This is a genomic window from Acidaminobacter hydrogenoformans DSM 2784, assembly GCF_900103005.1.
Taxonomy (GTDB): domain Bacteria; phylum Bacillota; class Clostridia; order Peptostreptococcales; family Acidaminobacteraceae; genus Acidaminobacter; species Acidaminobacter hydrogenoformans.
The window spans coordinates 60,268-83,509 of the sequence record NZ_FMWL01000001.1 but is presented as its reverse complement, the minus strand read 5'-3'; the positions used below and the strand labels follow the sequence as shown (position 1 = coordinate 83,509).

Genomic DNA, 23,242 nt, shown 5'->3' with positions numbered 1-23,242 from the left:
ATTATCAACTTAAGATATTTGACGAGTTCTTGAAACAAAGTGGGATCACAGTCCTGTATTCACCATGAAAGACGCTCATGCATGGTCTATAGCAACCGATGGTGAAGAAATCGGAGATTCTACAACCCGCTTAGCGTGGCAAAGAACTTCCTGGTATATTTAAATGCCAAGGGATATGATGTCTCGATCCCTGAATCCATCCCGTATAAAAATCAGATTTTAAGCCTCATATCTATACAGATGATGAAATCGCTCGATATTTCAACGCGATTGACCGGCATTTCACGGAAAGATCAAAGTTTAATTCGATACAATTTCCTGTAATGTTCAGGTTGTTCTGTTGTTGCGGCACAAGGCTGAACGAAACGCTCTGTATCTGGGTGAGAGACATAAATCTACGCGAGGGTACTATTCGATTGACGGAAACTAAAAATCATAGAGAACGCTTCATTGTAATGGGTGATGATCTTTTGGACTTGATGGTATATTATGCGGATAAATGTTTTTATCTGCTTTCAGAAAACGATTATATCTTCAACTCCGGCAGAGGCACCCGCTACAGTAAAGACAGGATCTATTCCGTTCATAGAGAAACCTTACAGTATGCAGGGATTCCTTTTTATGGCGATAAAGAGGGCCTGAGGATTCACGACTGGCGTCACACGTTCGCAGTCCGATCTTTCAAGCAGTTGATCGACTCTGGAATGGATATGTATACCTCACTTCCTATTCTGAGTACATATCTCGGGCATAAAAATATATATGCTACAGAGAAATATCTTAGACTTACGATGTCAATCTATCCTTACATCGAAGAAAAGTGCCGGGATCAGATAGAATCAGTCTTCGGATCGGGGGAAGAAGGTGACGTCCGATGAAGCACACAGATTTTGCCTTTTTCCTCAATAAATATTTCGTCAGATACCTTTCAGATGTAAGAAATGTAAGCTCAGCTACTATTGATTCATATAGGTATTCGTTTATAAATTTTCTTGTGTACATGTTGGAGTCACAACATAAAATCACAGATAAGATCGCTGTAAAAGATATGACTTATGAGAATGTCAGCGGTTATCTTAGATGGCTCGAAGCGTCTAAACTCAACGGATAGAGAACTAGAAATCAAAGGCAAGCTGCAATTAATTCATTTGTTAAGTTCCTGATGCTTGAACTTCCAGAATATATGAACGAATATCAAATAATTTTAGCGATTCCTGTTAAAGAAGACAATGCAGCCTGAAATTTCCTATTCAAAGACTGAAGGCATGAAACTTATGATGAGCCTGCCAGATATTACAACGCCTGCAGGACTAAGGGACTATGTCATTCTTGCATTGCTTTATACTACTGGTATACGAGTCAGTGAATTGATACATATAAAGGAAAACATATTTTCCTACATGAGCCAGAAACCCTGTTGGTTCATGGGAAAGGAAATAAGTATCGTTACCTTCCACTCATGAAAAACGTAATTCCTCCAATTAACAGATATCTTGATTTACAGGGTTATAGCCATCCAGGAAGAGAAAACGAATGGTTGTTCAAAAATCACATGAAGAAACAGTTCACTCGTCAAGGAATCAACTATATAGTCTCCAAGTACACTTCCCTGGCAAGGGATAGAGATCCCAACCTGATTCCAGAAGATTTCAGTCCGCATAAAATCAGACATACAACTGCAATGAGTCTTTTGGATTCAGGTGTTGATTTAATTTACATCAGAGATCTGCTCGGTCATACAAGCGTTAAAACAACAGAAGTATATGCTAAAACAAATGTCCAGCTTAAACGTAAAGCAATCGAAGCATCTGCAAACGAAATAGTCCCTGTAGAATCCCCCGAATGGGAGTCTGATTCCGACTTGAAATCATGGCTGAAAGGCCATCAATCTGTTTTCTCATGTCCGTATATCCGCAGGCCACATAGATACGAATGTCTTCAGGAAAGCGGATTAACATTTGCTGTCTACCAGCGGAATTAAAGACTTCAGCGTCAGCTCGTTTGATACTACCACGAAGATACACTCTTTCGTAATAGTATTTTCAACGCTTTCCATATCCTTATGAATCTTGATATTAAATCGTATGAGGATTTAACCGCGTCATTTTGAGGTGTCTTGATTGGCCTCCCGCGTCGTTTAACTTGGACTTCATCGACACCAATCTCAACATTGTGATATTTAACCTTGGATAGTTCTTATTTTTTAGTTTTTCTATTTCGAGTTGTGCATCTTCTTGGCAAGCAAATGAACGCTTATCCATTTACTTGATAAGCTTCTCCATCCCGATCAGTTCCTTATCGACTCTTTTTTCAATCGTTTTACGTTTGGTACTTTCAAGATTTTTGAGTAGCAAATCGCCATTTTGAGATCGGTGTCATAATAGGAGCAGGTATCTTCACTGATGTAGTAAACGGCGGGTTCAGTTGATGTTGGTATTTCAATCTTGCGCATATGCCCAAGGTTGCGGGCCGCATACTCAATAGCAGCTTTAGTTTCATTCACTTGATCCGGCATGCGCGTGATGATCTTAATCTTGAGCAGATTGGCCTTTTCTAAAAACTTTTAAGTAAAAGCCGCACAGTCTGAAATGTAGAAAAATTCTGCTGCAGCCGTTTTAAAGCGCTTTCTGATTTCAGCGGCTCGATCTCGTATCTTCCCCACATTATTTTCGACGTTGTATCAAAGTTGATGTTCCCCAACTTAATACCATAACGTTCAAATGCCTTTACTACAATCTCTGAGAGTATTTCACTACGAATAACTGATCTTTATTCTCTTATTCGAGGAGAATTTTCAAAATCCTTTTTGTAATATTTGGTAATTCTAAAATATTTTTTTGCTGAAATTTTAGTTAGGCGGAATATGAGTTGGAACGCGGATCTGCAGAAATTGGAATGTTTAGTTTTTAATACAAAATCTCAAGCTGCAAAGTTTGAAAAATAATCGTCTTGGGTATAATTATACTGACTTCTTAGATTCTAATCAAATCTAACCATTTAACAATATTATCAGGTTTAATAGGACAACTCATATAAAGGGGAGGTTTTATGAATTCATAATTCTGCTTTTGGTTAACCTCGTTGAATTAAACGCTTTAAAAGTGTGAACCTACTCTCAAGAACAGCATGGCGACGTTAAGACATAGACCATATTTTATTGAAGAATGGAGAGAGGAAAGATGAACAGAACTTTATTCAAATCACTTGCTCTGGTCATGATTCTGCTTCTGTTTTCAACATCAGTTTTCGCAGCTAAACCAGAAAGGCTGGGTCTCGACTCATTTGGTGAAATTACATTTGGTGACGTTAATGATGCATGGCCGGAACTAGTTGCTAATCTTTACGCAGGACAGCATATTTATGTAGGTGAAGTCAGAATTGAGCCAATTGAAGAAGATGTATTCCGAGTCACCTACTTTATTCCAGCTTATTTGGATTGGTATTTCTCTGAGATTCATTTTGAAGGCATTGGCGATGACGAAATTGCATTAATCAGTAACTCAGGTGGGCTCATTCCAGGTAAATTCTCAGCCAAAATGAGTTTCGATCCTGAAGATCATGTGAAGGTAGTTAGCTTCACTTATACCGGCAGCCAGGAAATTGAATTCTTTGCGGCTCATGCAGTTATGTTCAGAGTTGGCGGTTGCGGATGTATCGTTCAAGAAGAGACCGCTTGGTCTGGATGTGGTGATAGCGAGGCACAATTTGTTGGCGCCAACTGGTCAAAAATTTTTCCGGCTGAATTTTAGAATTGAAACGAAAGTAGATTTAATAGTATGGGAGTTAGGATAATAAAGACACTTTCATTGAGTGTAGAAGTTGATGAAAAGTTGATTCCATTTATCAAATTACTGATGAAAATCAGATTGACGACGACCTGTCAGTATTGTTCTTGAGTGTAGTGTTATTAAACAAAATATCGCTGAAATGTCTAGTAATTAGCCATTTCAGCGATTTAGTTTTATTTTGGTATTACAAAACTCGAACAGATTCTTGTTCCGGTGAAATTTATATGTAGCTATCAAAACAAGGAAATTTCATAAATAAAATGGGTATTAATAGACAAATCATTGAAATGTTAACCAGAGCTCTCACATTGTTGCAGAAGGCTTAGCGCAAAAGTATTGTGCATCTGGCAGGGAATTGCCATTACTGGATGTTGGGTAGTCTTAACATTATGAAAATGCTGCTTATCATCCGGCACTATCTGCGAAGACCCAATTGGATCATTATTTCAAAGTGGGGGACTTGTATGCGAAAAGATCACTTGAAAAAAAAATCTCATAGTCGGCTCTTTAAAATACAGTTGATGGAATGCACACTGGTGTACATTTTGCTGATATTGTCATATGGGCTTTCCGGCGTGCTGATCTACCGGTCTTTCTTTCCTTTTGGGTTGTTTACATCACATGTAAATTATTTTGTTATGTCTGGTCTTATAATTGCTTTGTTAAGTTATTATAAATTTTTTCGGGTTATTGAGATGTCATATGCGGTAGCAGTTAGAAAAATTCTCTATTCAAGTCTTTTGGTCAATACTATTTTGCTTCTGCTGCTATATTTTTTAAAAGGAAAAATCGTGACAATTTACTATTTTATTGTAGCGTATGTACTCCAGTTCATGGTGTTAGTAATGATCAAATTTTTTGTAAGTCTGCTTATGAAAAAGAGTTTATATGATTGCACAAATCTCGTGATAGTTCAAGATATTAACTCAAATGTTATAATAAAAGACATGAAAAGACAGTGCAAGGGAAGACTTATGATTGCTTTGTCAGAGGATCCGAAGCTCAAAGAATATGTGGATCAAAGCCATAATATTTATTTGACCGGTTGCGTGACGCCTGATATTAAAAAGAAGGTTATTGCATACTGTGATATGGAAAACAAAAGGGTATTTCTGGTGCCTGAGATTTTCGAAATCATTGTCAGAAATTCCAGTATGACTCAAATTGGGGATACACCTGTTTTTGAAATAGGAAGTTTTCAATTTAGTGAAGCTCAAAGCCTGATTAAGAGAGTAGCGGACATAATCATTTCAGTTTTGGCTCTGATTGTCACATCGCCAATTATGTTGCTGGTCATTATCGGCATTAAAATGGATGATGGCGGACCGGTTTTTTATAAACAGGAAAGATGTGGGTTACAAGGGCGGACTTTCAATGTGATTAAATTCCGCAGCATGGTGGTGGACGCAGAAAAGTACTGTGGTGCCGTCTTCGCGGAGGAAAATGACCCTCGGATCACAAAAGTGGGCCGCATCATACGTTTGACCCGCATTGACGAAATCCCCCAGTTTTTTAACGTCTTGGAGGGAAGCATGTCAGTTGTAGGACCAAGACCGGAAAGACCTGTTTTTGTAAAAGTGTTCAGTGAAAAATATCCGGAATATTCTCACCGTCTATCTGTGAAACCTGGCATTACTGGACTTGCGCAAGTCACGGGGAACTATACGACCTCTGCAGAAAATAAGATTAAATTTGACCTGATGTACATTATAAACTATTCCGTATTATTGGATCTCAAAATACTTTTACTTACATTCAAAGTTGTTTTTAAGAGAGAGAGAGCTGAAGGATTCATAAATAATAGTTCACAAGATGATTTAAATATTGAGCAACTCGCTGTGGGAAAATTGTATGAAGCAAAAAAAGTGATGGGATCTTATATCACCATCAGAGAGGTATTATTTGTTTGCCTGTGCATTCTTGTTGTATTGGGTGCAACCTTTTGCAGATATGATCACATTGTCAGGAATGATCATATCGTCACAACGGTTATTAAAAATCAATCTCAAATACCAATTGAAAACCTGTTCACTGTTGAGGAGGAACCGGTCCCTAAAGGATCAGTCATTGAGATTCAGGGTATGGTGGATAATCAGAGATTTCAAACAGCAACAGGAAAGATTGTGTTCACGTATAAAAGAGTAAAAGTGGCTTACTTGCTCTATAAAGAATTGGAATGTGAAGAATTGATAGAAATTGATGATTTTGATCGGATTGAATGAGGAAGCTTACTGCATTTTATCATCTTTCGTTATCTTTATTTTGGTGTTGTTGTGTGATATAGACAATCATGTCCTTTGGAATCATGATTGTCTATATCATAGTTGCTGGGGTCAAGTTAGAGTTATCACAAAACCCCAAAATGGATGAAAAGCAAACTATCCAGTTTGGCTATTATTGAATTGTTTCAGCAATTATTACTGTATAAGCACTAGAATCAGAAATCATCTTGGCAAAAAAATATTGTGCTTTTTATGGTTTTATGTTAACATGCAGGTAAATTAATATAGGTGGTTTCAACGACTTTCCACCGACAAAGGCAAACCAGTCGAAAGGCTGGGACGCAAAGCTAAAGGGCCTGTTATATGGCAGCCAGCTACCGAAAGGGGAGTTTTTTTGTGTTTTTTTATCCTGAGCCTAAGTTTGATGACATGAGTTAATACTGCGCTTGAGAGATATTCGTTATGATCTACAGACGCATGACTGTCATACCCGGCTGTTAAATGATTGTGGAAAGTTGTTTGGAAGGATATGATCAATTTTAAAAAAATTCATAGGGTTGTTATTAATCCATGATTATCCAATAGGGTTACAAAGCTGACACAAAGGTTGACATAATGAATGCCAAAAAATTATAATGGTCAAAATGCTTTCAGTTTATGATAGTCAAGTAAGAATGCACAGCACTAAATGAAAACGCAGTTTGACACTTAAGATCATTCCCCGCTGTATAGGTTTGAAAGCGCGAGCGTTAAAACCAGATATAAAACTATATGGTTATCCTTATTTGACATTAGCACCATGGGATAATTGTATTGATATAGATTCAAGATTTTGAACTCTAATTTAGCATCACGAAAAGATCAGGAAGTATATAAAATTTATGTTTAGGAGAAAAATAGTATGAATGATAAGAGAGAATTTAAGCCAACGACATTTAGGAGAAAGCATCATAAGTGGGTACTTTTTCTCGTAGCGGTTTTGCTGATCGTTACTTTTTTGCCGGCGTATGCAGCTGATACCAGAACATCAAGCCGATTAGACCGGATTGATCAATTTATGGTCTCAAAGGCGGCAAAAGCTCTAAATAATGTGGGAGCTTTATCGCCTGTAGAGAAGATCGATACGAACATTCAAATTATGGCTCAAAACATTGTCGATCGAGTTACTAAGAACGTCACTGTAAAAGTGATCTCTTCAACCAATCCTAATGTACAGGGTACCACAATTGTTTACGGAAGCACTTCAAAATCAGGAACAGTCACATTTTCTTTAACGAGAAATACTGCTTATGCGACTCAAAGCAACACGGTAAACGTACCGGCGACAACAATGACTTTAACGACACCACCAACCACAACCACGACGACATCTCCAACAACATCAACGACATCACCAACGACTACGACGACGTCACCAACAACAACTACGACATCACCAACGACCACAACGACGTCACCATCTACTACGACGACCACGTCACCAACGACGACCACAACGACATCTTCTGTTTCAACACCTATTGTCGCAAATGCCTACTACGTTTCAACAAGCGGCAATGATTCCAACGCAGGCACTGCATCGGCACCTTGGAGAACAATCCAAAAGGCAGCCAATACGGTTGCAGCTGGGGCTACAGTTTATATCAAGGGCGGGACTTATTTCGAGGCCGTCAATGTAAATGTATCTGGAGCAAGCGGAAAAACGATCACATTCGCAGCCTTCAATGGAGAAAAAGTAACAATTGATGCTCAAAGCAAAGGAATACCTTTCAACTTAAACCGTCAAGGATACATAACCATTATTGGCCTGAGTGTTAAGAACTCAACATATCAGGGCATTGGGGATATGTCCGCTGCTTCACCTGGCAATTATAGTCTGGGCGCACATGATATCACTATTTTGAACTGTGATACCGACACGACGTTTGCGAGTGGGATAGGGTTTAATAGCGGCAAAAATATTGTAATTGATGGATGCACTATTACGAATGCAAATACAGGTATGGATCAGGAAGCGTTGACTTTATCTTCGGTGGATGGCTTTGAAATTAAGAACAATGAATTGTTTAAAAATAGAAAAGAAGTTATTGACTTGAAGGACGGCAGTAAAAACGGAAAAATCTATTCAAACTACATTCATAGTTTTGATGACAAATATCAATGGGGTTGCCCGGCGATCTACCTGGACTGTTTTGGAACAGCACAATCTAATATTGAAATCTATAACAATACCATTAAAGACATCGCTGGTGGATCACCAACTACAGGTATTATGATCAGCAATGAAGTAGCAAGTGGCGGTCAAGGGATGACAAACATCAACGTTTATGGAAACTCAATTGAAGGAACGGATTATGGGTTGTTGATTGAATGGGCCAATATTCCTGAGGGATCTCAATGGCCACTATCCAATATGACCTACCGTGACAATACGCATATTGGAGTAAGATACTGGGATGCCAGAGTAAGAGTTGGTACCGGATATGCAACAAACTGTTATTTGCAGAATAATACTTTTGCTAACGGACTCAACAACGTAGCTTTCGAAAAGGGCACAGGTGGTTGGACAGTAAGCGGCAATAAGTAAACAGTATACTTATACAAACATACACAGCGAGGTGAAAATATTCATCTCGCTGTTTTGTTTTAATAATAAGGGGAACATAATGAAATAACAGATTCTCAAGATTTGACCATGATACGTGAATTCGAGAGCCATCGAATAGCCGGATAAATTATCAGCGAAGGATGATGGATGAAGCATGAATATTTTAATGGTCATACCTTATTTTAAACCAGAGATAACCGCGATTATTCATTTAATGGAAGATTTGGCCTTTGACTTTGAGAAGTATGGCGCTCAAGTGACCATTGTCACAGGATTTCCCATTCGAGGGTTGGATCCAATTGAAAGAAAGAAATACTATCATAAAGAAGTGGAACAGCTTTCAAAGAATATCAAGATTATGCGCGTTGGAAGCAAAAGCGGGGAAGGCAATAGTTTGGCTAGTAGAGGTTTCAAGTATCTTGCTAAAACATTTGTCTTTTACAGTACATCAAAGAAAGTTTCTGCCGATGTGATCTATCTCTACAGCACGCCGCCTTCGATGGGCATGATTGGCGCATGGCTGTCAAAAAAGGTGCCTACAGTCTATTGTCTCCAGGATATTTTTCCAGACAACTTATCGGCTCAGGGAATGATTAAGAAAAACAGTCTTATTTTCAAATTGTTTTCAATTATGGAAGCATATATATATAAAAACAATACTCATATCGTGACAATTTCAAAAGATATGAAAAGAAATCTGATGGTGAAGAAAATAGACAGTAACAAGATTACTGTTATTGGAAATTGGATTGATACAGAAGAGTTGAAATATATCCCAAGAGAAGAAAATCCTCTATTTGATGAATATAAGCTTGAGAAAAAAGGGTTCTATGTTTCATATTGCGGAAATCTTGGGTATGCTCAAGACATTGATATCATACTGGCTTGTGCGAAAGTCACGTTAACATCACAGTTTGAAATAAAATATATTATTATCGGAAGTGGCGTTTATAAGGAACATATCATGAAGCGCATTAAAGAGGAGAACATAAATAATATCTATGTATTCCCGTTGAGGCCTGAAAAAGATTCTGCTTATGTTTACAGCCTAGGTGATATAGGTCTGATAACCCTTAAAAAGGAAATGAGTGGATATGCTATGCCTTCAAAGACCTGGGCTATGATGTCTGCCTCCCAGCCACTGATCTGCACAGCGGAGGAAAACACGGAAATTTGCAATACTATTCGTGAAACCCATTCAGGGATTGTAATAAAGCCAGGAGACTATTATGAACTCGCTCGTCAGATCATTAGACTGTATAGAGAACAGGCTGAATTGGGAGAATTCGGGAGGAACGGCAGGCTATACGCAGAAAAAAAACTGTCGCGCGAAAGTGCGACTATGAATTATTTTAATTTATTGTCAGAGGTGGCTGGGAAAGCAAGAAAAAAATAAATTGGTACGGCGATCTTATTCGATAATTATCAGATTATAACGTTTGTTTATTATTGTCGTCATTTAAATTAATGGGTTTTCGTGTTTTGAGGGGTGAAGTTGTGATGTTCAGAGACAAAGTACTAATGATCACAGGCGGAACAGGTTCCTTTGGAAATGCAGTATTGAAGCGATTTCTGAATACCGACATTAGGGAAATACGTATTTTTTCACGTGACGAAAAAAAACAGGACGACATGAGGAAGCACTATAAAAATGACAAAATTAAATTTTATATCGGGGACATCCGCGATTTGCAATCGATAAAGTCTGCCATATCTGGGGTGGATTTCATCTTTCAGGCGGCAGCGCTCAAGCAAGTTCCTTCCTGCGAATTTTTCCCCATGGAGGCGGTTAAGACCAATGTGATCGGTACGGATAATGTTCTCACTGCAGCCATAGAATCTGGTGTTAAAAAAGTCATCTGCTTATCGACGGATAAAGCAGCCTATCCAATCAATGCAATGGGAATTTCGAAAGCCATGATGGAGAGGGTCTTTGTGGCGAAGTCAAAAACAGTTGATCCGGAAAGGACATTAATCTGCGGCACTCGCTATGGAAATGTGATGGCATCCCGGGGATCAGTCATTCCACTGTTCATCGACCAGATAAAAAGTGGACAAAGTTTAACCGTGACGGATCCGAACATGACGAGATTCCTGATGAGCCTTGAAGAAGCTGTTGAGTTGGTTATTTTTGCTTTTGAAAATTCAAAAGCGGGGGACATCATGGTGCAGAAGTCTCCTGCATCAACAATTGGCGATCTGGCTCAAGCACTGAAAGAACTCTTTAAGGCCGATAATGACATTCAGGTGATCGGAACGCGACACGGTGAAAAAACTTCTGAAACTCTGCTGACCAGAGAAGAGCACTTGGTTGCCGAAGATCTCGGGAACTACTTCAGAGTGCCTGCCGACACCCGGGATTTAAATTATGACAAGTATTTTATTAAAGGAAGCCAGAAACTTACAAATGCCCAGGAATATACTTCTGACAATACTGAAAGACTGAATATGGAAAAGGTCAAAGAAAAGCTCCTAACACTGGAGTATGTGCGGAATGAGTTAAAAGGTTGGGATCTGTGATGATGATACTGATAACAGGATCCAAAGGGTTTATTGGGAAAAATCTTATTGCTGAATTAAGAAATTTCACTGAATTTCACATTCTTGAGTATAATTTAGAAACGGAGCCTGATCTGCTGGGGAAGTATTGCCAAGAAGCGGAATTTGTTTTCCACCTGGCAGGTATTAATCGTCCGCAGGATCCGAAGGAATATATGAAAGGCAATTTTGGGTTTACATCTCTCTTATTGGAGACATTAAAAAAACAGCGTAATCTTTGTCCTGTCATGCTGGCGTCATCTATTCAAGCCAAATTGGACAACCCTTATGGACGGAGTAAAAGAGCAGGGGAGAATTTGCTGTTTGAATACGGCGCTGAAACAGGCGCAAATGTTCTGGTCTACCGCTTCCCGAATGTTTTTGGGAAGTGGTGCAGGCCAAACTATAACAGCGCTGTTGCAACCTTTTGTCATAATATAGCGAGTGATCTCCCTGTGCAGGTGAATGATCCCGAAGTTATCATGAACCTTGTTTACATAGATGATGTGATCCAGGAATTGATTCTTGCTTTAAACGGCAAATGCAATAGGAATGGCAGGTTCTGTGAGGTGCCTGTATCATACTCGATAAAACTCGGAGATATCGTCAAGCAGTTATACGCTTTCAAGGAGGGCAGGAAAAATCTTTGTGTTCCAGATATGTCTGAAAAATTTACTAAAAAACTCTATAGTACCTATTTGAGTTATCTTCCTCAGGATCAGTTCAGTTATCCGCTGAAAATGAACGAAGATCATAGAGGATCATTTACTGAATTCATTCGGAGCTTGGAATGCGGGCAGGTTTCAGTAAACATTTCCAAGCCTGGAATAGTAAAAGGAAATCATTGGCATAACACCAAAACAGAGAAATTTCTCGTAGTAAGTGGCAAAGGTGTGATTCGATTTCGTCGAATCGATTCTGAAGAGATCCTCGAATATCCGGTAAGTGGAGATATTCTTGAGGTTTTTGACATACCGCCCGGCTATACGCATCACATTGAAAATCTTGGCGGCATTGACATGGTCACCATCATGTGGGCCAATGAACCCTATAATCCGGATAAACCGGATACCTTTTTCATGGAGGTCTAGCGATATGAAAAAACTGAAGGTCATGACGGTCGTAGGAACCAGGCCTGAAATTATCAGGCTGTCTGCGGTGATCAACAAGATGGATGCCTCGGAGGTAATTGATCATACCTTGGTTCATACCGGACAAAATTTTGACTTTGAGTTGAACGATATTTTCTTCAAAGATCTGACAATAAAAAAACCGGATTATTTCCTGGACGCAGCTTCCGGTACGGCTGTGGAAACTATTGGGAAAATTTTGATTCGAATAGACCAAGTCCTTGAAGAAGTTAAGCCAGAGGCCTTTCTCGTATTAGGAGATACCAACAGCTGCTTGTGCGCGATTGCGGCCAAACGCAGGCATATCCCAATTTTTCATATGGAAGCGGGAAACAGGTGCTTTGACCAGAGAGTCCCGGAAGAGACAAATCGCAGGATTGTGGATCATATCGCCGACATCAATCTGACATATAGTGACATAGCCCGAGAATATCTGCTGAAAGAAGGGATTCCTGCGGATCGGATAATCAAGACAGGTAGTCCCATGTTCGAGGTCATCCAATCGAACTTGGAGTCAATAGGGAAATCCAATATTCTAAATAAACTGAATCTCGTGGAAGATCAATACTTTGTGGTATCGGCACATAGGGAGGAAAACGTCAATTCAGACGAAAACTTTTCTGATCTTGTGGAAAGCTTGAACGCGATCGCAGATAGGTTTAGAATACCTGTCATTGTCAGCACACATCCCAGAACACGAAGGTTGATCGAAGACCGGCACACCTCATTTGATTCGCATATTGTCCTCTTAAAGCCACTGGGTTTTATCGATTATATAAGGCTTCAATTGGGAGCTAAAGCGGTACTCAGTGACAGCGGTACCATCAGTGAAGAATCCAGCATTTTAAAATTTCCGGCATTGAATATTCGACAGGCTCATGAGCGGCCGGAAGCAATGGAGGAAGCGTCGGTGATGATGGTTGGTCTTCGAAAGGAAAGAATCCTTCAAGGTTTAATGGTGCTTGAACAGCAAGGAAAAGAGACGCTGAGGCCTGTTGAAGATTACTGCATGCCAAATGTTTCGGAGAAAGTCCTTAGGATCATCCTATCCTATACTGATTATGTGAACCGTGTTGTTTGGCAATCGAAGAAGAATGGGGGAGGGTGAAGTGAATATACTTCTGATCTCTCCGTTGCCGCCTCCACCTGGAGGAATTGCCAGCTGGACTGAAGGTTACCTCAATAGTCATAGAGCTTCAGAGCATCAAATTCATGTCGTTAATGAAGCTGTGATTGGGGCGCGGATTAAAAATTTTAATCAACTTCATTATTTTGAAGAGTTGAAGCGAACGCGCCATATTTTATTGGATCTAAAAAAGGCATTAAAAGCAAATAGGATTGAGCTTGTTCATTTGAACAGCGCATGCGGGAGACTTGGCTTGATAAGGGACTACTTCTGCGCAAAAGCGATCAGGCATGAAAGGATTAGGCTGGTTACTCATTTTCATTGCAATATCCCCCATTGGATAAAAGGGGGGTGGCGGCTGTTCTTATTCAGGCGGCTTGTAAGCTTCTCTGACGTTGTACTGACTTTGAATACAGAGTCGAAGCAATTTGTTTTGGAGCATTGTGGCAAGACAAGTATCAATCTGCCGAATTTTGTTTCTGAAGAGGTTTTTAATCGAACGACGAACGTTAAAGAGATTCCGGATTCTATCAATAAAATTTTGTATGTGGGGCACGTTGAAGAGGCAAAGGGCAGCGATGTGATCTACCAGGTCGCAAAACTATTTCCGGGAATACAGTTTTCTTTACTGGGGTTTGTCGATGAAGCATTTAAAAAAATGGACAGGCCGGACAATCTGTATTTGATTGGAGAGGTTTCGAAAGAACAAGTTATCAGTGAAATGTTAGCAGCGGATTTGTTTATCTTTCCCTCACACACAGAAGGATTCCCAATCGTTGTGCTTGAGGCGATGGCATGTGGACTTCCGATAGTGTCAACTCCAGTGGGAGCCGTTCCTGATATGATCGAAAAAAGCGGTGGCGTACTCATTCCGGTAAATGATGCAGCTGCCGCGGCAGAGGCCATTAGGTTCTTGCAGAATAAATCAACAAGGATAGAAATGTCCCTCTGGAACAAGCAGAAAGTCCAACAAACTTATGGGATCGATTTGATAATGGACCGTTTGTTTGAACTGTACGGAAAAGGTTCGAGAGGTGCTTCTGATGAAAAGAGTGATCTTGTTTATTCCGACACTGACAACAGGCGGCGCTGAGAAATTTGTTGTAGACCTTGCAGTATATCTGGATCCAGAGAAGTACCAGGTATATGTGGGCGCTGTTTCAGGAATTTTCCCTGAAGGGGTCACACCCAATCGGTTTCTGTCTGTTCTGAATGAGCATCAAATTGAAATTGTTGATTTGAAGGGAGACAACAAACTTCACACCGCTGGAAACATTTACAGATTATTTCGCGCTAAAAGACCGGATATCGTTCATGCCAATCTTAATTCCTTACTTTATATCATGTTTTTCGCAGCGGCTTTCGCGACGGAGACAAGAATATTTACCTTTCATAATGTAGCGAGTTTAAGTGGACAAGGGTTTAAAAAATTATTGCACAGTGTTGCCTTTAAAATATTGAAATTCAAGCCTGTAGCAATTTGCGAATTCGTCAGAAGTACCATCTCAACTGACTACAAAATCCCATTTGATAAAATAACTTGCATATATAATGGTGTGGACACTCAACTATTTCAGGCAAAATTCAGATCAAATCCGAAAGCTGAGGTTGAATTTGTAACGACCGGAATCTTATATCAAATCAAAAATCACAAGTTAATGATTGAAGCCTTTGCCAAAGCGGAAGTCCACCATCCAAACATACATCTGACAATTATTGGGGATGGAGAACTGAGACGCGAGCTTGAACTGCAAATTTCCGGGTATGGTTTGCAGAACAAAATCCATATTTTGGGCATTTCTGATAGTGTCGCTAATTATTTGAATAAAGCCGATATTTATGTTATGTCATCTGATACGGAAGGACTGCCTTTATCCGTACTTGAGGCTATGGCGTGCGAACTTCCTATTATCACTACGAAGGCCGGGGGGGTCGTGGACATTGTCAAGGATGGGATCAATGGATTGCTGTCGCCGGTTGGTGATGTGGAAGCGTTATCACAATCCATGATAAAACTGATCGAAAATGTGGAGCTAAGGCAAGAAATGGGTAAAGCCTCAAGAAAACGGGCGCTGGAACTGGACATTATGAAATGCGTTAAACAGTATGAAAAGCTATATGATGGGGATGATGCTCATGTCAATATTGAACAGAGCGGTCCAATCGGATGAAATCAGCACAATGAAGCATAAGCTTCATGTTTATCTTATTTTTATTTATATTCTGATCGTACCGTTGAACATGGTCGAAATTCCTTTAATCGGATCTGCTATGAAAATGAGCAGTATCGCCATATTGACGACAAGTTTAGCTCTTCTTTACAGCGATAATATAGCCATTAAATACAACAATCGGTTGTTTGTCGCATGGGCGGCTTACGTGGCATATACATTCATCAGTATCTTTTGGTCAAGCAATTTTGAATCAAGCCTTTCAACAGCTATCGGTCTGTTACAGGTCTTAATAATATCCTTTGTTTTAACTCAGATTGAGTTGCATGATGACGACATTCGGACTATTGAATTTGCCTGGATCCTGGTTTCCCTCATTTGCTTGCTGCTTTTTTTTGGCGGTGCCGGGCAACAATATGATTATGGGGGAAGAACCACAATTTTGTTGAGATCTGGAACCGCAGATCCAAATGAGTTTTGTGCTTACTTTTTCATGACATTGGCGATTCTCATGGTTCGTTTGTTCAATCGCCCATCTAAGATTAAGATGATTTGCTACATCACTATTATTCTGGCGATATTTTATTGCATTCTTATGACGGGATCACGAGGTGGGTTATTATCTGGAGTTGCAGTCGTGGCAACTTCCTGGATCGTTTCCACATCAATTTCATTGAAGAAAGTCATACTTCTCGTACTCCTCACGGCAGTTTTAATTTTGGCTTTTCAATATCTGTTTTTACCGAATTTACCTCAGCCGGTTCTGGAACGGTTTCAGTTAAAATCGATGTTGGAGGACAGAGGCAGCGGGCGGACAGATATTTGGATGATGGCATTGAACGATATTTTTTCCGGAACAATGAGAGTTTTTTTGGGATATGGTCCATTCGGCATTACCTTCATGAGAGATACCATGCACAATCACTTCCTGCAAGCCTTAATGGATGGTGGGATTTTGGGATTAATTCTATTTGTCAATTTCCTTATTGAGTTGGTACGAAAAGCTTTTCAAAACGGACCGATCTTTATTGGAGGGATGGCAGGGGCTTTTACGGCTATGCTAACCTTGACAGCATATTCATATTTTAAACTGATTTGGCTCATTTTCATGATGTGTTTATTGACTATTTCCACAAAAAAGAACGTGGTGGAAAAAAGTTAACGTATTTCCTATGAAAGCAGAGGGTCGCTATGAATCTTAGGAATATGGCATTAAAAGTCAAGGTATCTGAATGGGCTATTGCCTACCGAAGAAAAACTGAGGGAGCCCCATGGGATTTCAATACGCCTCCTTATACAGTTCTCGGCAATGCGTTCCGATACTGGTGTGCTGATCCTTTTGTAGTCGAAGAGGGTGGGAGAACCTTTGTTTTCTTTGAAGCATTTGATCGTTATAAGAGGAAAGGTCTGTTAGGCTGCAGGGAAATTTTCGGCGATGGGATTGGGGAAATTCGTATTGTCATTGAGGAGTCACATCACTTGTCATACCCATGCGTTTTTAAAGAGAATGAAAACTGGTACCTTATACCGGAAACAAAGGATGCGAATGAAATTGCAAGATATCGTGCTGTCGATTTCCCATATCAATGGGAAAAGGAAAAAGTGATCTTGAATCAAATTGCGGTGGTGGACAATACGGTTTACAGTATTACAGCCGGTAATTTGACACTCTTGACTTACATTTGGCAGATCTTCAACAGGGGAGAATTGATGATTCTCAATTTAACAGAAGCGTCAAATAAGATCATAGCAAGAATTGATGATCCGAATGGCCGGAAGAGACCGGCGGGGAATCTGTTTAAACTCAATGGCGTCTGGTTTCGGCCGTCTCAATTGAACACAAGAGTTTATGGTGAGGCTATAATTTTCAATGAAATTTTGAAGTTCACTGAGGATGCCTACGAAGAAAAGGAATATAAAGTGATCGGCGTAAAAGATCTGAAGCTCGATAAAAATGTAAGAGTAACCGGAGTGCACACATACAACCGTTCTGAAAATTGGGAAGTGATTGATGTTGAAATAAACGGATTCAGTATCAATCGAACATTGGAGATGCTGCCAAGGTTGTATTCTGTGATTAAGAAAACATTAAGGTCTCGACATTAATATCACGGACTCGATATTAGATTGGGGCAAAGATATCTTTACAGGAGGCTTTTCAATTAAAGTTTTCTGTCATAATATCCGTGAGCATACGGTAAGTCTCAATATGCTGAAAAAGGCAAAAACCACATATACCATTACAGAGCGGAAGATTTTCGGAAAGAAGGATCAAAATGAAGCTCAGTATCGTGATCAGTGCATACAATGTCGAGGCATATATTGCAAAAACCTTAAGGTCTGTGCTCGATCAAACGGAGCAGCGGTTTGAATTGATTGTCGTCAATGATGGTTCGAATGATGGAACGCTTGAAGTCATTCAAGAAACACTGCGGGGTAATTTTCAAGGTGAATTCAAGATCATTTCAAAGAAAAACGGCGGAGTCAGCGATGCGAGAAACACTGGACTGTTGGAGTCGTCGGGAGATTATATCCTTTTTTTGGATGGGGATGATTACATTGCAGACTATTTGGTTAAGAGTATCTATTCAGTATTGAAAAATCAGAAGCCTGATGTATTATGCTGGGGATATGATTTGGTTGATGAGCGTGGCTTGTCATTAGAGAAGTATTTTAATAAATTTGAACATATTTTAGAAAAAATGGATGGAATTAAGACTTTGGAAAAGATTTTTTTGTCCAGAACCCTATGGATCTGTACTGGCAGTGCGGCATTTCGAAAGCAGCTCCTTGAGAGCTGTCCACTTTTCTATACGGTCGGCTGCACAAACGGAGAGGATCAAGAATTCACAATCAAGGCGCTTTCGAAAGCAAGCAGTGTCATATTTTTGAATGAGGTCTTGGCTTTTTACGTTCAACGTAAGGGCTCAATAAGCACCAGCGGTCATCTCAATAAGTTCGATGCTTTAGATGCGCTAAAACGGGCATGCTATTATCTCGAGGAGAGTCATAACGCGGAGTTGATCAGAATAGCAGCTCTTATCAAGAATCAGGAGTTGACGGAAAACTTTTTCAACATCTTGGATTCGTGTATGGTGGATACAGAGATTGGGTCCCTTTTGGACGAAATAGACAAAAGATATCCAGAGTTAATACCTGGTATCACCAAGTCGCTCCGATCCTACAGCAGAGAAAAGAAAAAGATCTGGATCAAATGTGTTCTTTATCTGATTTCGCCGAATCTTTACGCAAATACAGTCATTCTAAAGCGAAGAATCTCGGGATAAGGAAGAAGGTGCGGGATGTGAATATTTATGTTTGCCACTGTTCAAATACCTTCAACTATGGCTCTATGATGATGGGCGAAAACTTTATCAGATATTTCAATGAGGTGACTAATGCATCTCACCATTACTATGTTGAAACAGAAGATGACATAAATATCCAAAGGCTAAGAACTGCCACCGGAATAGAGGAAATATACCCTACTGCTGTTAACTCACTATTCATAAGACCGCTTAATAAATACGATTATTTGCTTTCTGAGATGAGATTTATAAATTTGGTTTCTGATTTTGCCAGGAAAATTGACCTGGTGGTTGTTCTTGGTGGTGATGATTTTACTGAGGACTATGGTTGGAAAGATCCTGTGATCAACGCTTTGAGGTTCAGTTTTTTAAAGCGGCAAGGCATCAGGGTGGTTTTACTAGGACAGACCATGGGCCCTTATCATTCTTTCAGAGTATCTCTTATGAAGCACATTTTGGGTAGGTTGGACCAGATTTATCCCAGGGACGAAATCACATTTAGTTATTTAAAGGATATGGGCTTAAAGAACATCAGCATGACAGATGATCTCGCTCTTCTGCCACTATCAAAACAGAAAGCGAGGGAAAAGCTGAAGCAATACATAACTTATTGTCCAAGTGAATTGATTTATCGGTATGCAAAGGAGGGTGACCGGGACAGTTGGATAGATTTCAACTGTTTCATGGCTGATATTATCTTGAACAGATATCCTGATAAAAAACTAATTTTGCTTGCTCATGTGTTGAAGCCGCCACACGTGGATGATCGTGTTATTGTCAAAGAGCTTTTTAATCTTTTAAATGAGAAGTATCCGGAACGCATTTTGGCTAAAACAGATGAATTATACCCATATGAAGTTCGGGATTTAATTCAGGAGTCCTTATTTGTGGTTTCCAGCAGGATGCATCCTGTGATTTCCTCCATACAATGTGTCATTCCTGCCATAGCCCTTTCATACAGTTCCAAATATTGGGGCATCATTGATGGGCGTTATGGGTTGGGCGATTATATTATTGATGTCAGGTATTTGAATTACAATGAAATGAAAGAAAAATTCGTTGAATTGATCCATAAGATAGAAGCTGAATACGAACAAATAGAAGAAAAAATGAGTATCAATAACGCGGTGGCCATAAGAAGCATATTCAATGCGCTCGAAAGCATCCGCGATCTATAGGCTTCGATGAGGTGGTTTTCAAGGAGGTGAGGTTATCTTGAAGAAGGATCAGATCAAAGCAGGGGTAACCTTATCCTTACTGTCTCTCTTACTCAATACCTTAGTCAGTTTGCTCTATACGCCATTCCTTCTATATAAAATGGGTCAGTCGGAGTTTGGCCTCTATTCACTTGCTGCATCTGTTGTGGGATATTTAACAATTCTTGATTTTGGATTAGGCCATGCAGTCGTCCGATTTACTGCAATATATCGGACACTTGACGATAAAGAGAATGAATACAACCTCAATGGCATATTTTTTATAGTTTACACATGCATTGGGATTATCGCAGCTGTTGCAGGAATCATCTTATATTTGAACGCAGAGTACATGTTTTCTGAAAAAATGACAGCTATTGAAGTTGAAAGAATAAAAATCTTGTTCTTGTTGATGACATTTAATCTGGCAGTTTCATTTCCTCTGGGTATTTTCAATTCAATTGTCGTTGCCTATGAGGAATTTGTGTTTTCTAAAGTTGTCAGCATTATCAAAGTTATCATCAGTCCGTGCATTATGATTCCGCTGCTCATTTTTGGCTACCGGGCTATAGGCATGGTTGTTGTGGCGACCGTTCTAAATATATGGTTGCTCACGATTAATATGTGGTATTGTCTCACAAAACTTAAGGTGAAGGTTCATTTTGGTAAGTTCGATCTGGGACTCCTTAGCGAAATCTCAGTATTTTCATTTTATGGATTTCTCAATCTAATAGTTGATAGGATGACCTGGCATGCAGGTCAACTCATTTTGGGTGTGGTATCGGGAACTGTTGCGGTGGCGGTCTATTCCGTGGCGATCCAGCTCAACAATTATTATTTGGAGTTCTCAACAGCGATTTCCTGGGTACTGCTGCCGAGATTGACAGCTATGTTTGCCAAGGGGGCAACGGATCAAGATTTTTCGGAGATGTTCATAAAGGTAGGGAGAATCCAATACATACTGATTGGCTATATCTTGGGCGGGTTTCTGCTGGTTGGACAGTCCTTCATTAATCTATGGGCCGGTCCGGGGTATGAACGTGCGTTTCTTATCGCATGCTTCATCATGATTCCAGTCACCTTTCCTCTGATCCAGAATACAGGTATTGGCATTTTGCAGGCGCAAAACAAACAGAGATTCCGCTCGGTTTTGTTTGTTTTCATTGCATTGATGAATATTTTAGTGAGCATTCCCCTTGGTAAAAGATTCGGCGGCCTGGGGTGTGCCTCAGGCATCGCCCTGGCCCTTATTCTCAGTACTGTGATCATGAATGTCTATTATTATAAAAAAATTAATTTGAACATCCCTCGTTTCTGGAAAGAAATAACAATCATGACGATCCCAATCACAATCGCATTTTGCAGTTCTTTTATTCTTGGCAAATTCATCGGAAACGTCGGAATTTTTGCGATCCTGGCGAAAGCCATAACATACACAGTCGTTTATCTGCCCTCGATGTGGATTTTGGGTATGAATCACTATGAGAAAAATTTGTTTTACCATCCTTTAAAAAAAATGATTAAAAAATGATTTCAATACCGGTTTGAAAATACTGCTTGGAGGATACAGCTTTGATTGACAAAATTGAGAAAATACATTGTAGCGGTTGCATGATGTGCGCGGATCTTTGTCCCGAAAATGCGATATCCTATGAAGCTGATACTAAGGGATTCTGGTATCCGATAGTGGATCAGAACGAATGCACTCAATGTGGCCTGTGCGTCCGGACCTGTCCGGGCATGTCACATTTTATAAGTGATAAACAAGATCCTGAGGTTTATTCAGCATGGCTGAAAAACGATTCTGTGAGGCTGAAGAGCACTTCCGGCGGAATTTTTTATGGTTTAGCGCAGCGAATCCTAAGCAGAGGTGGATATATTGCTGGGTGTAGGTACACGGAAGACTACAAAGGCGCCTATCACATGATCACTAATTCATGCGAAAATCTGGAGAAAATAATTGGATCCAAGTATTTGCAGAGCAATACAAAGGGTATGTATAAAGAAATTAAGAGTCTGTTGAATGCGGGTTATGAAGTTCTTTTTTGCGGAACGCCGTGTCATAGCGCTGGATTACAGAGATTTTTAATGAAATCGTATCCTGGTCTCATAACCGTTGATTTTATTTGTCGAGGGATCAACTCACCTAAAATATACCGCGACTATTTAGCGGAGCTTGAAGAAGCGTACGAATCAAAAGTCGAAAGTGTCCATATGAAGAACAAAAAGGCGGGCTGGGAGAGTTTGGGACTCTTAATCAAGTTTCAAAACGGCAAAGAATATTTTCGTACTGGAGAGCATGACTGGTGGGTTCAAGGCTATTTGCGAGATCAATTGTTTACCCGTCCTTCATGTCATTATTGCCAGTTCAAGACTCTGCCAAGGGTTTCGGATATTACACTGGGTGATTTCTGGGGGATTACCGGCGTTAAAAAAGCAGATATTTTTAAGGGCGTTTCCTTGGTCATGATCAACTCTGAAAAGGGGAAGGACTTATTTGACCAAATACAAGGTGAGATCTACATGGAACGGCGTACAATTGATGAGGCGGTAAGTGGGAATTCAAGCATTCTATATAATGAGAGTTCCGGTTGTAATAGTGAATTATTTTTTGATCAGTTGAGCGAAATGAGCGTCACTGAGTCCATTCAGCGTTGTTTGAACCGCTGCGATGAGATCGCAGAGGATAAAAAATCAATATCGTTAACAAAAGGTATTTCTAATTTTTTTAAAAAAAGACGGTTATAAAGGGTGGAATATCCCCTGGAGGTGTTATTGGGTGATCATTCATAAAACGGATGAAGTAAAGACACATGACGAAAGGAGGAAAGGCAAGTCTTTCACCTCTCTTCCCTGGGTTAAAAGCAGAGGGATGCTTGCCCTAATATCATGATCCATTTGTTGACCAAGATGAAAAATATTTTTTCGTCAGTTGATATGATAAAATATATCTATTATAACTATTTTTGTAAAAGTGTCATCCGTCAGAAAAAATGCTATTTAATGACTTATAAAAACTGCGTGATCAATTTGGATAAGAGTTCAAAAATATATCTTAACAAAGGAACAATTCATCTGGGAACTTCAAAATTTCGTGGATCCAAAGCTGAAACCTATTTGAGGATGTCAGAAAACGCACAATGGATCGTCAATGG

The 23,242-nt window shown here is 39.7% G+C and carries 19 protein-coding genes and 1 riboswitch; of the genes, 18 read left to right on the top strand and 1 reads right to left on the bottom strand.

Features of this window, described 5'->3' with window-relative positions; genetic code table 11:
• The first annotated feature begins 230 nt into the window (after positions 1-230).
• The 3 genes from BLP63_RS17320 (at position 231) to BLP63_RS17010 (ending at position 1,981) form a co-directional block, all read left to right on the top strand.
• Entirely contained in the window at positions 231-878 is a 648-nt protein-coding gene (locus BLP63_RS17320; protein WP_408605850.1) for a tyrosine-type recombinase/integrase, read from the top strand.
• Positions 875-1,111 (top strand): site-specific integrase, encoded by a 237-nt coding sequence (locus tag BLP63_RS17315; RefSeq protein ID WP_242870734.1) that lies wholly within the window; start codon positions 875-877, stop codon positions 1,109-1,111. Before BLP63_RS17320 ends, BLP63_RS17315 begins: the two co-directional genes overlap by 4 nt.
• A gap of 306 nt (positions 1,112-1,417) precedes the next feature.
• A complete protein-coding gene (locus BLP63_RS17010) occupies positions 1,418-1,981 on the top strand; it encodes a tyrosine-type recombinase/integrase (protein WP_242870733.1) in 564 nt (187 codons plus the stop codon).
• A gap of 306 nt (positions 1,982-2,287) precedes the next feature.
• Here the strand turns inward: BLP63_RS17010 and BLP63_RS00340 are convergent, their stop codons facing one another.
• The gene (locus BLP63_RS00340; RefSeq protein WP_092588901.1) at positions 2,288-2,515 is read right to left on the bottom strand and encodes a hypothetical protein; all 228 of its coding nucleotides are present in this window, start codon (positions 2,513-2,515) and stop codon (positions 2,288-2,290) included.
• A 664-nt stretch (positions 2,516-3,179) separates the two neighbouring features.
• Here BLP63_RS00340 and BLP63_RS00335 point away from each other — a divergent pair.
• The 15 genes from BLP63_RS00335 (at position 3,180) to BLP63_RS00260 (ending at position 22,835) form a co-directional block, all read left to right on the top strand.
• Positions 3,180-3,749: a hypothetical protein gene (locus tag BLP63_RS00335; protein WP_092588900.1), complete on the top strand. Its 570-nt coding sequence runs from the start codon at positions 3,180-3,182 to the stop codon at positions 3,747-3,749.
• A 503-nt stretch (positions 3,750-4,252) separates the two neighbouring features.
• The gene (locus BLP63_RS00330) at positions 4,253-6,010 is read left to right on the top strand and encodes a sugar transferase (protein ID WP_170829202.1); all 1,758 of its coding nucleotides are present in this window, start codon (positions 4,253-4,255) and stop codon (positions 6,008-6,010) included.
• A 306-nt stretch (positions 6,011-6,316) separates the two neighbouring features.
• Positions 6,317-6,392, top strand: a riboswitch (cyclic di-GMP riboswitch).
• A gap of 519 nt (positions 6,393-6,911) precedes the next feature.
• Positions 6,912-8,597, top strand: coding sequence for a right-handed parallel beta-helix repeat-containing protein (locus BLP63_RS16650; RefSeq protein ID WP_139159747.1), 1,686 nt, complete (start codon positions 6,912-6,914; stop codon positions 8,595-8,597).
• 175 nt (positions 8,598-8,772) lie between these two features.
• Positions 8,773-10,014, top strand: a complete 1,242-nt coding sequence (locus tag BLP63_RS00315) for a glycosyltransferase family 4 protein (protein WP_092588896.1) — start codon at positions 8,773-8,775, stop codon at positions 10,012-10,014.
• A gap of 104 nt (positions 10,015-10,118) precedes the next feature.
• Positions 10,119-11,138: a polysaccharide biosynthesis protein gene (locus tag BLP63_RS00310; RefSeq protein WP_092588895.1), complete on the top strand. Its 1,020-nt coding sequence runs from the start codon at positions 10,119-10,121 to the stop codon at positions 11,136-11,138.
• On the top strand, positions 11,138-12,247 hold the full coding sequence (locus tag BLP63_RS00305; protein WP_092588894.1) for a capsular polysaccharide biosynthesis protein CapF: 1,110 nt from the start codon (positions 11,138-11,140) through the stop codon (positions 12,245-12,247). The genes BLP63_RS00310 and BLP63_RS00305 overlap by 1 nt, the downstream gene beginning before the upstream one ends.
• Positions 12,248-12,251: 4 nt before the next feature.
• Positions 12,252-13,394 carry a non-hydrolyzing UDP-N-acetylglucosamine 2-epimerase gene (gene wecB / locus BLP63_RS00300; protein WP_092588893.1) on the top strand — a complete coding sequence of 381 codons (1,143 nt, stop codon included), beginning with the start codon at positions 12,252-12,254 and terminating at the stop codon, positions 13,392-13,394.
• A gap of 1 nt (position 13,395) precedes the next feature.
• Positions 13,396-14,505, top strand: coding sequence for a glycosyltransferase family 4 protein (locus BLP63_RS00295; protein ID WP_170829201.1), 1,110 nt, complete (start codon positions 13,396-13,398; stop codon positions 14,503-14,505).
• Positions 14,456-15,583 (top strand): glycosyltransferase family 4 protein, encoded by a 1,128-nt coding sequence (locus BLP63_RS00290; RefSeq protein ID WP_092588891.1) that lies wholly within the window; start codon positions 14,456-14,458, stop codon positions 15,581-15,583. The genes BLP63_RS00295 and BLP63_RS00290 overlap by 50 nt, the downstream gene beginning before the upstream one ends.
• The gene (locus BLP63_RS00285; protein ID WP_092588890.1) at positions 15,549-16,745 is read left to right on the top strand and encodes an O-antigen ligase family protein; all 1,197 of its coding nucleotides are present in this window, start codon (positions 15,549-15,551) and stop codon (positions 16,743-16,745) included. The genes BLP63_RS00290 and BLP63_RS00285 overlap by 35 nt, the downstream gene beginning before the upstream one ends.
• Before the next feature lie 29 nt (positions 16,746-16,774).
• On the top strand, positions 16,775-17,689 hold the full coding sequence (locus tag BLP63_RS00280; protein ID WP_092588889.1) for a glucosamine inositolphosphorylceramide transferase family protein: 915 nt from the start codon (positions 16,775-16,777) through the stop codon (positions 17,687-17,689).
• A 170-nt stretch (positions 17,690-17,859) separates the two neighbouring features.
• Positions 17,860-18,870: a glycosyltransferase family 2 protein gene (locus tag BLP63_RS00275; protein ID WP_092588888.1), complete on the top strand. Its 1,011-nt coding sequence runs from the start codon at positions 17,860-17,862 to the stop codon at positions 18,868-18,870.
• 17 nt (positions 18,871-18,887) lie between these two features.
• Entirely contained in the window at positions 18,888-20,069 is a 1,182-nt protein-coding gene (locus tag BLP63_RS00270; protein ID WP_170829200.1) for a polysaccharide pyruvyl transferase family protein, read from the top strand.
• 37 nt (positions 20,070-20,106) lie between these two features.
• Positions 20,107-21,618: an oligosaccharide flippase family protein gene (locus BLP63_RS00265; protein ID WP_207646384.1), complete on the top strand. Its 1,512-nt coding sequence runs from the start codon at positions 20,107-20,109 to the stop codon at positions 21,616-21,618.
• Between the two features lie 41 nt (positions 21,619-21,659).
• Positions 21,660-22,835 carry a Coenzyme F420 hydrogenase/dehydrogenase, beta subunit C-terminal domain gene (locus BLP63_RS00260; RefSeq protein WP_092588886.1) on the top strand — a complete coding sequence of 392 codons (1,176 nt, stop codon included), beginning with the start codon at positions 21,660-21,662 and terminating at the stop codon, positions 22,833-22,835.
• Positions 22,836-23,242 lie beyond the last annotated feature (407 nt).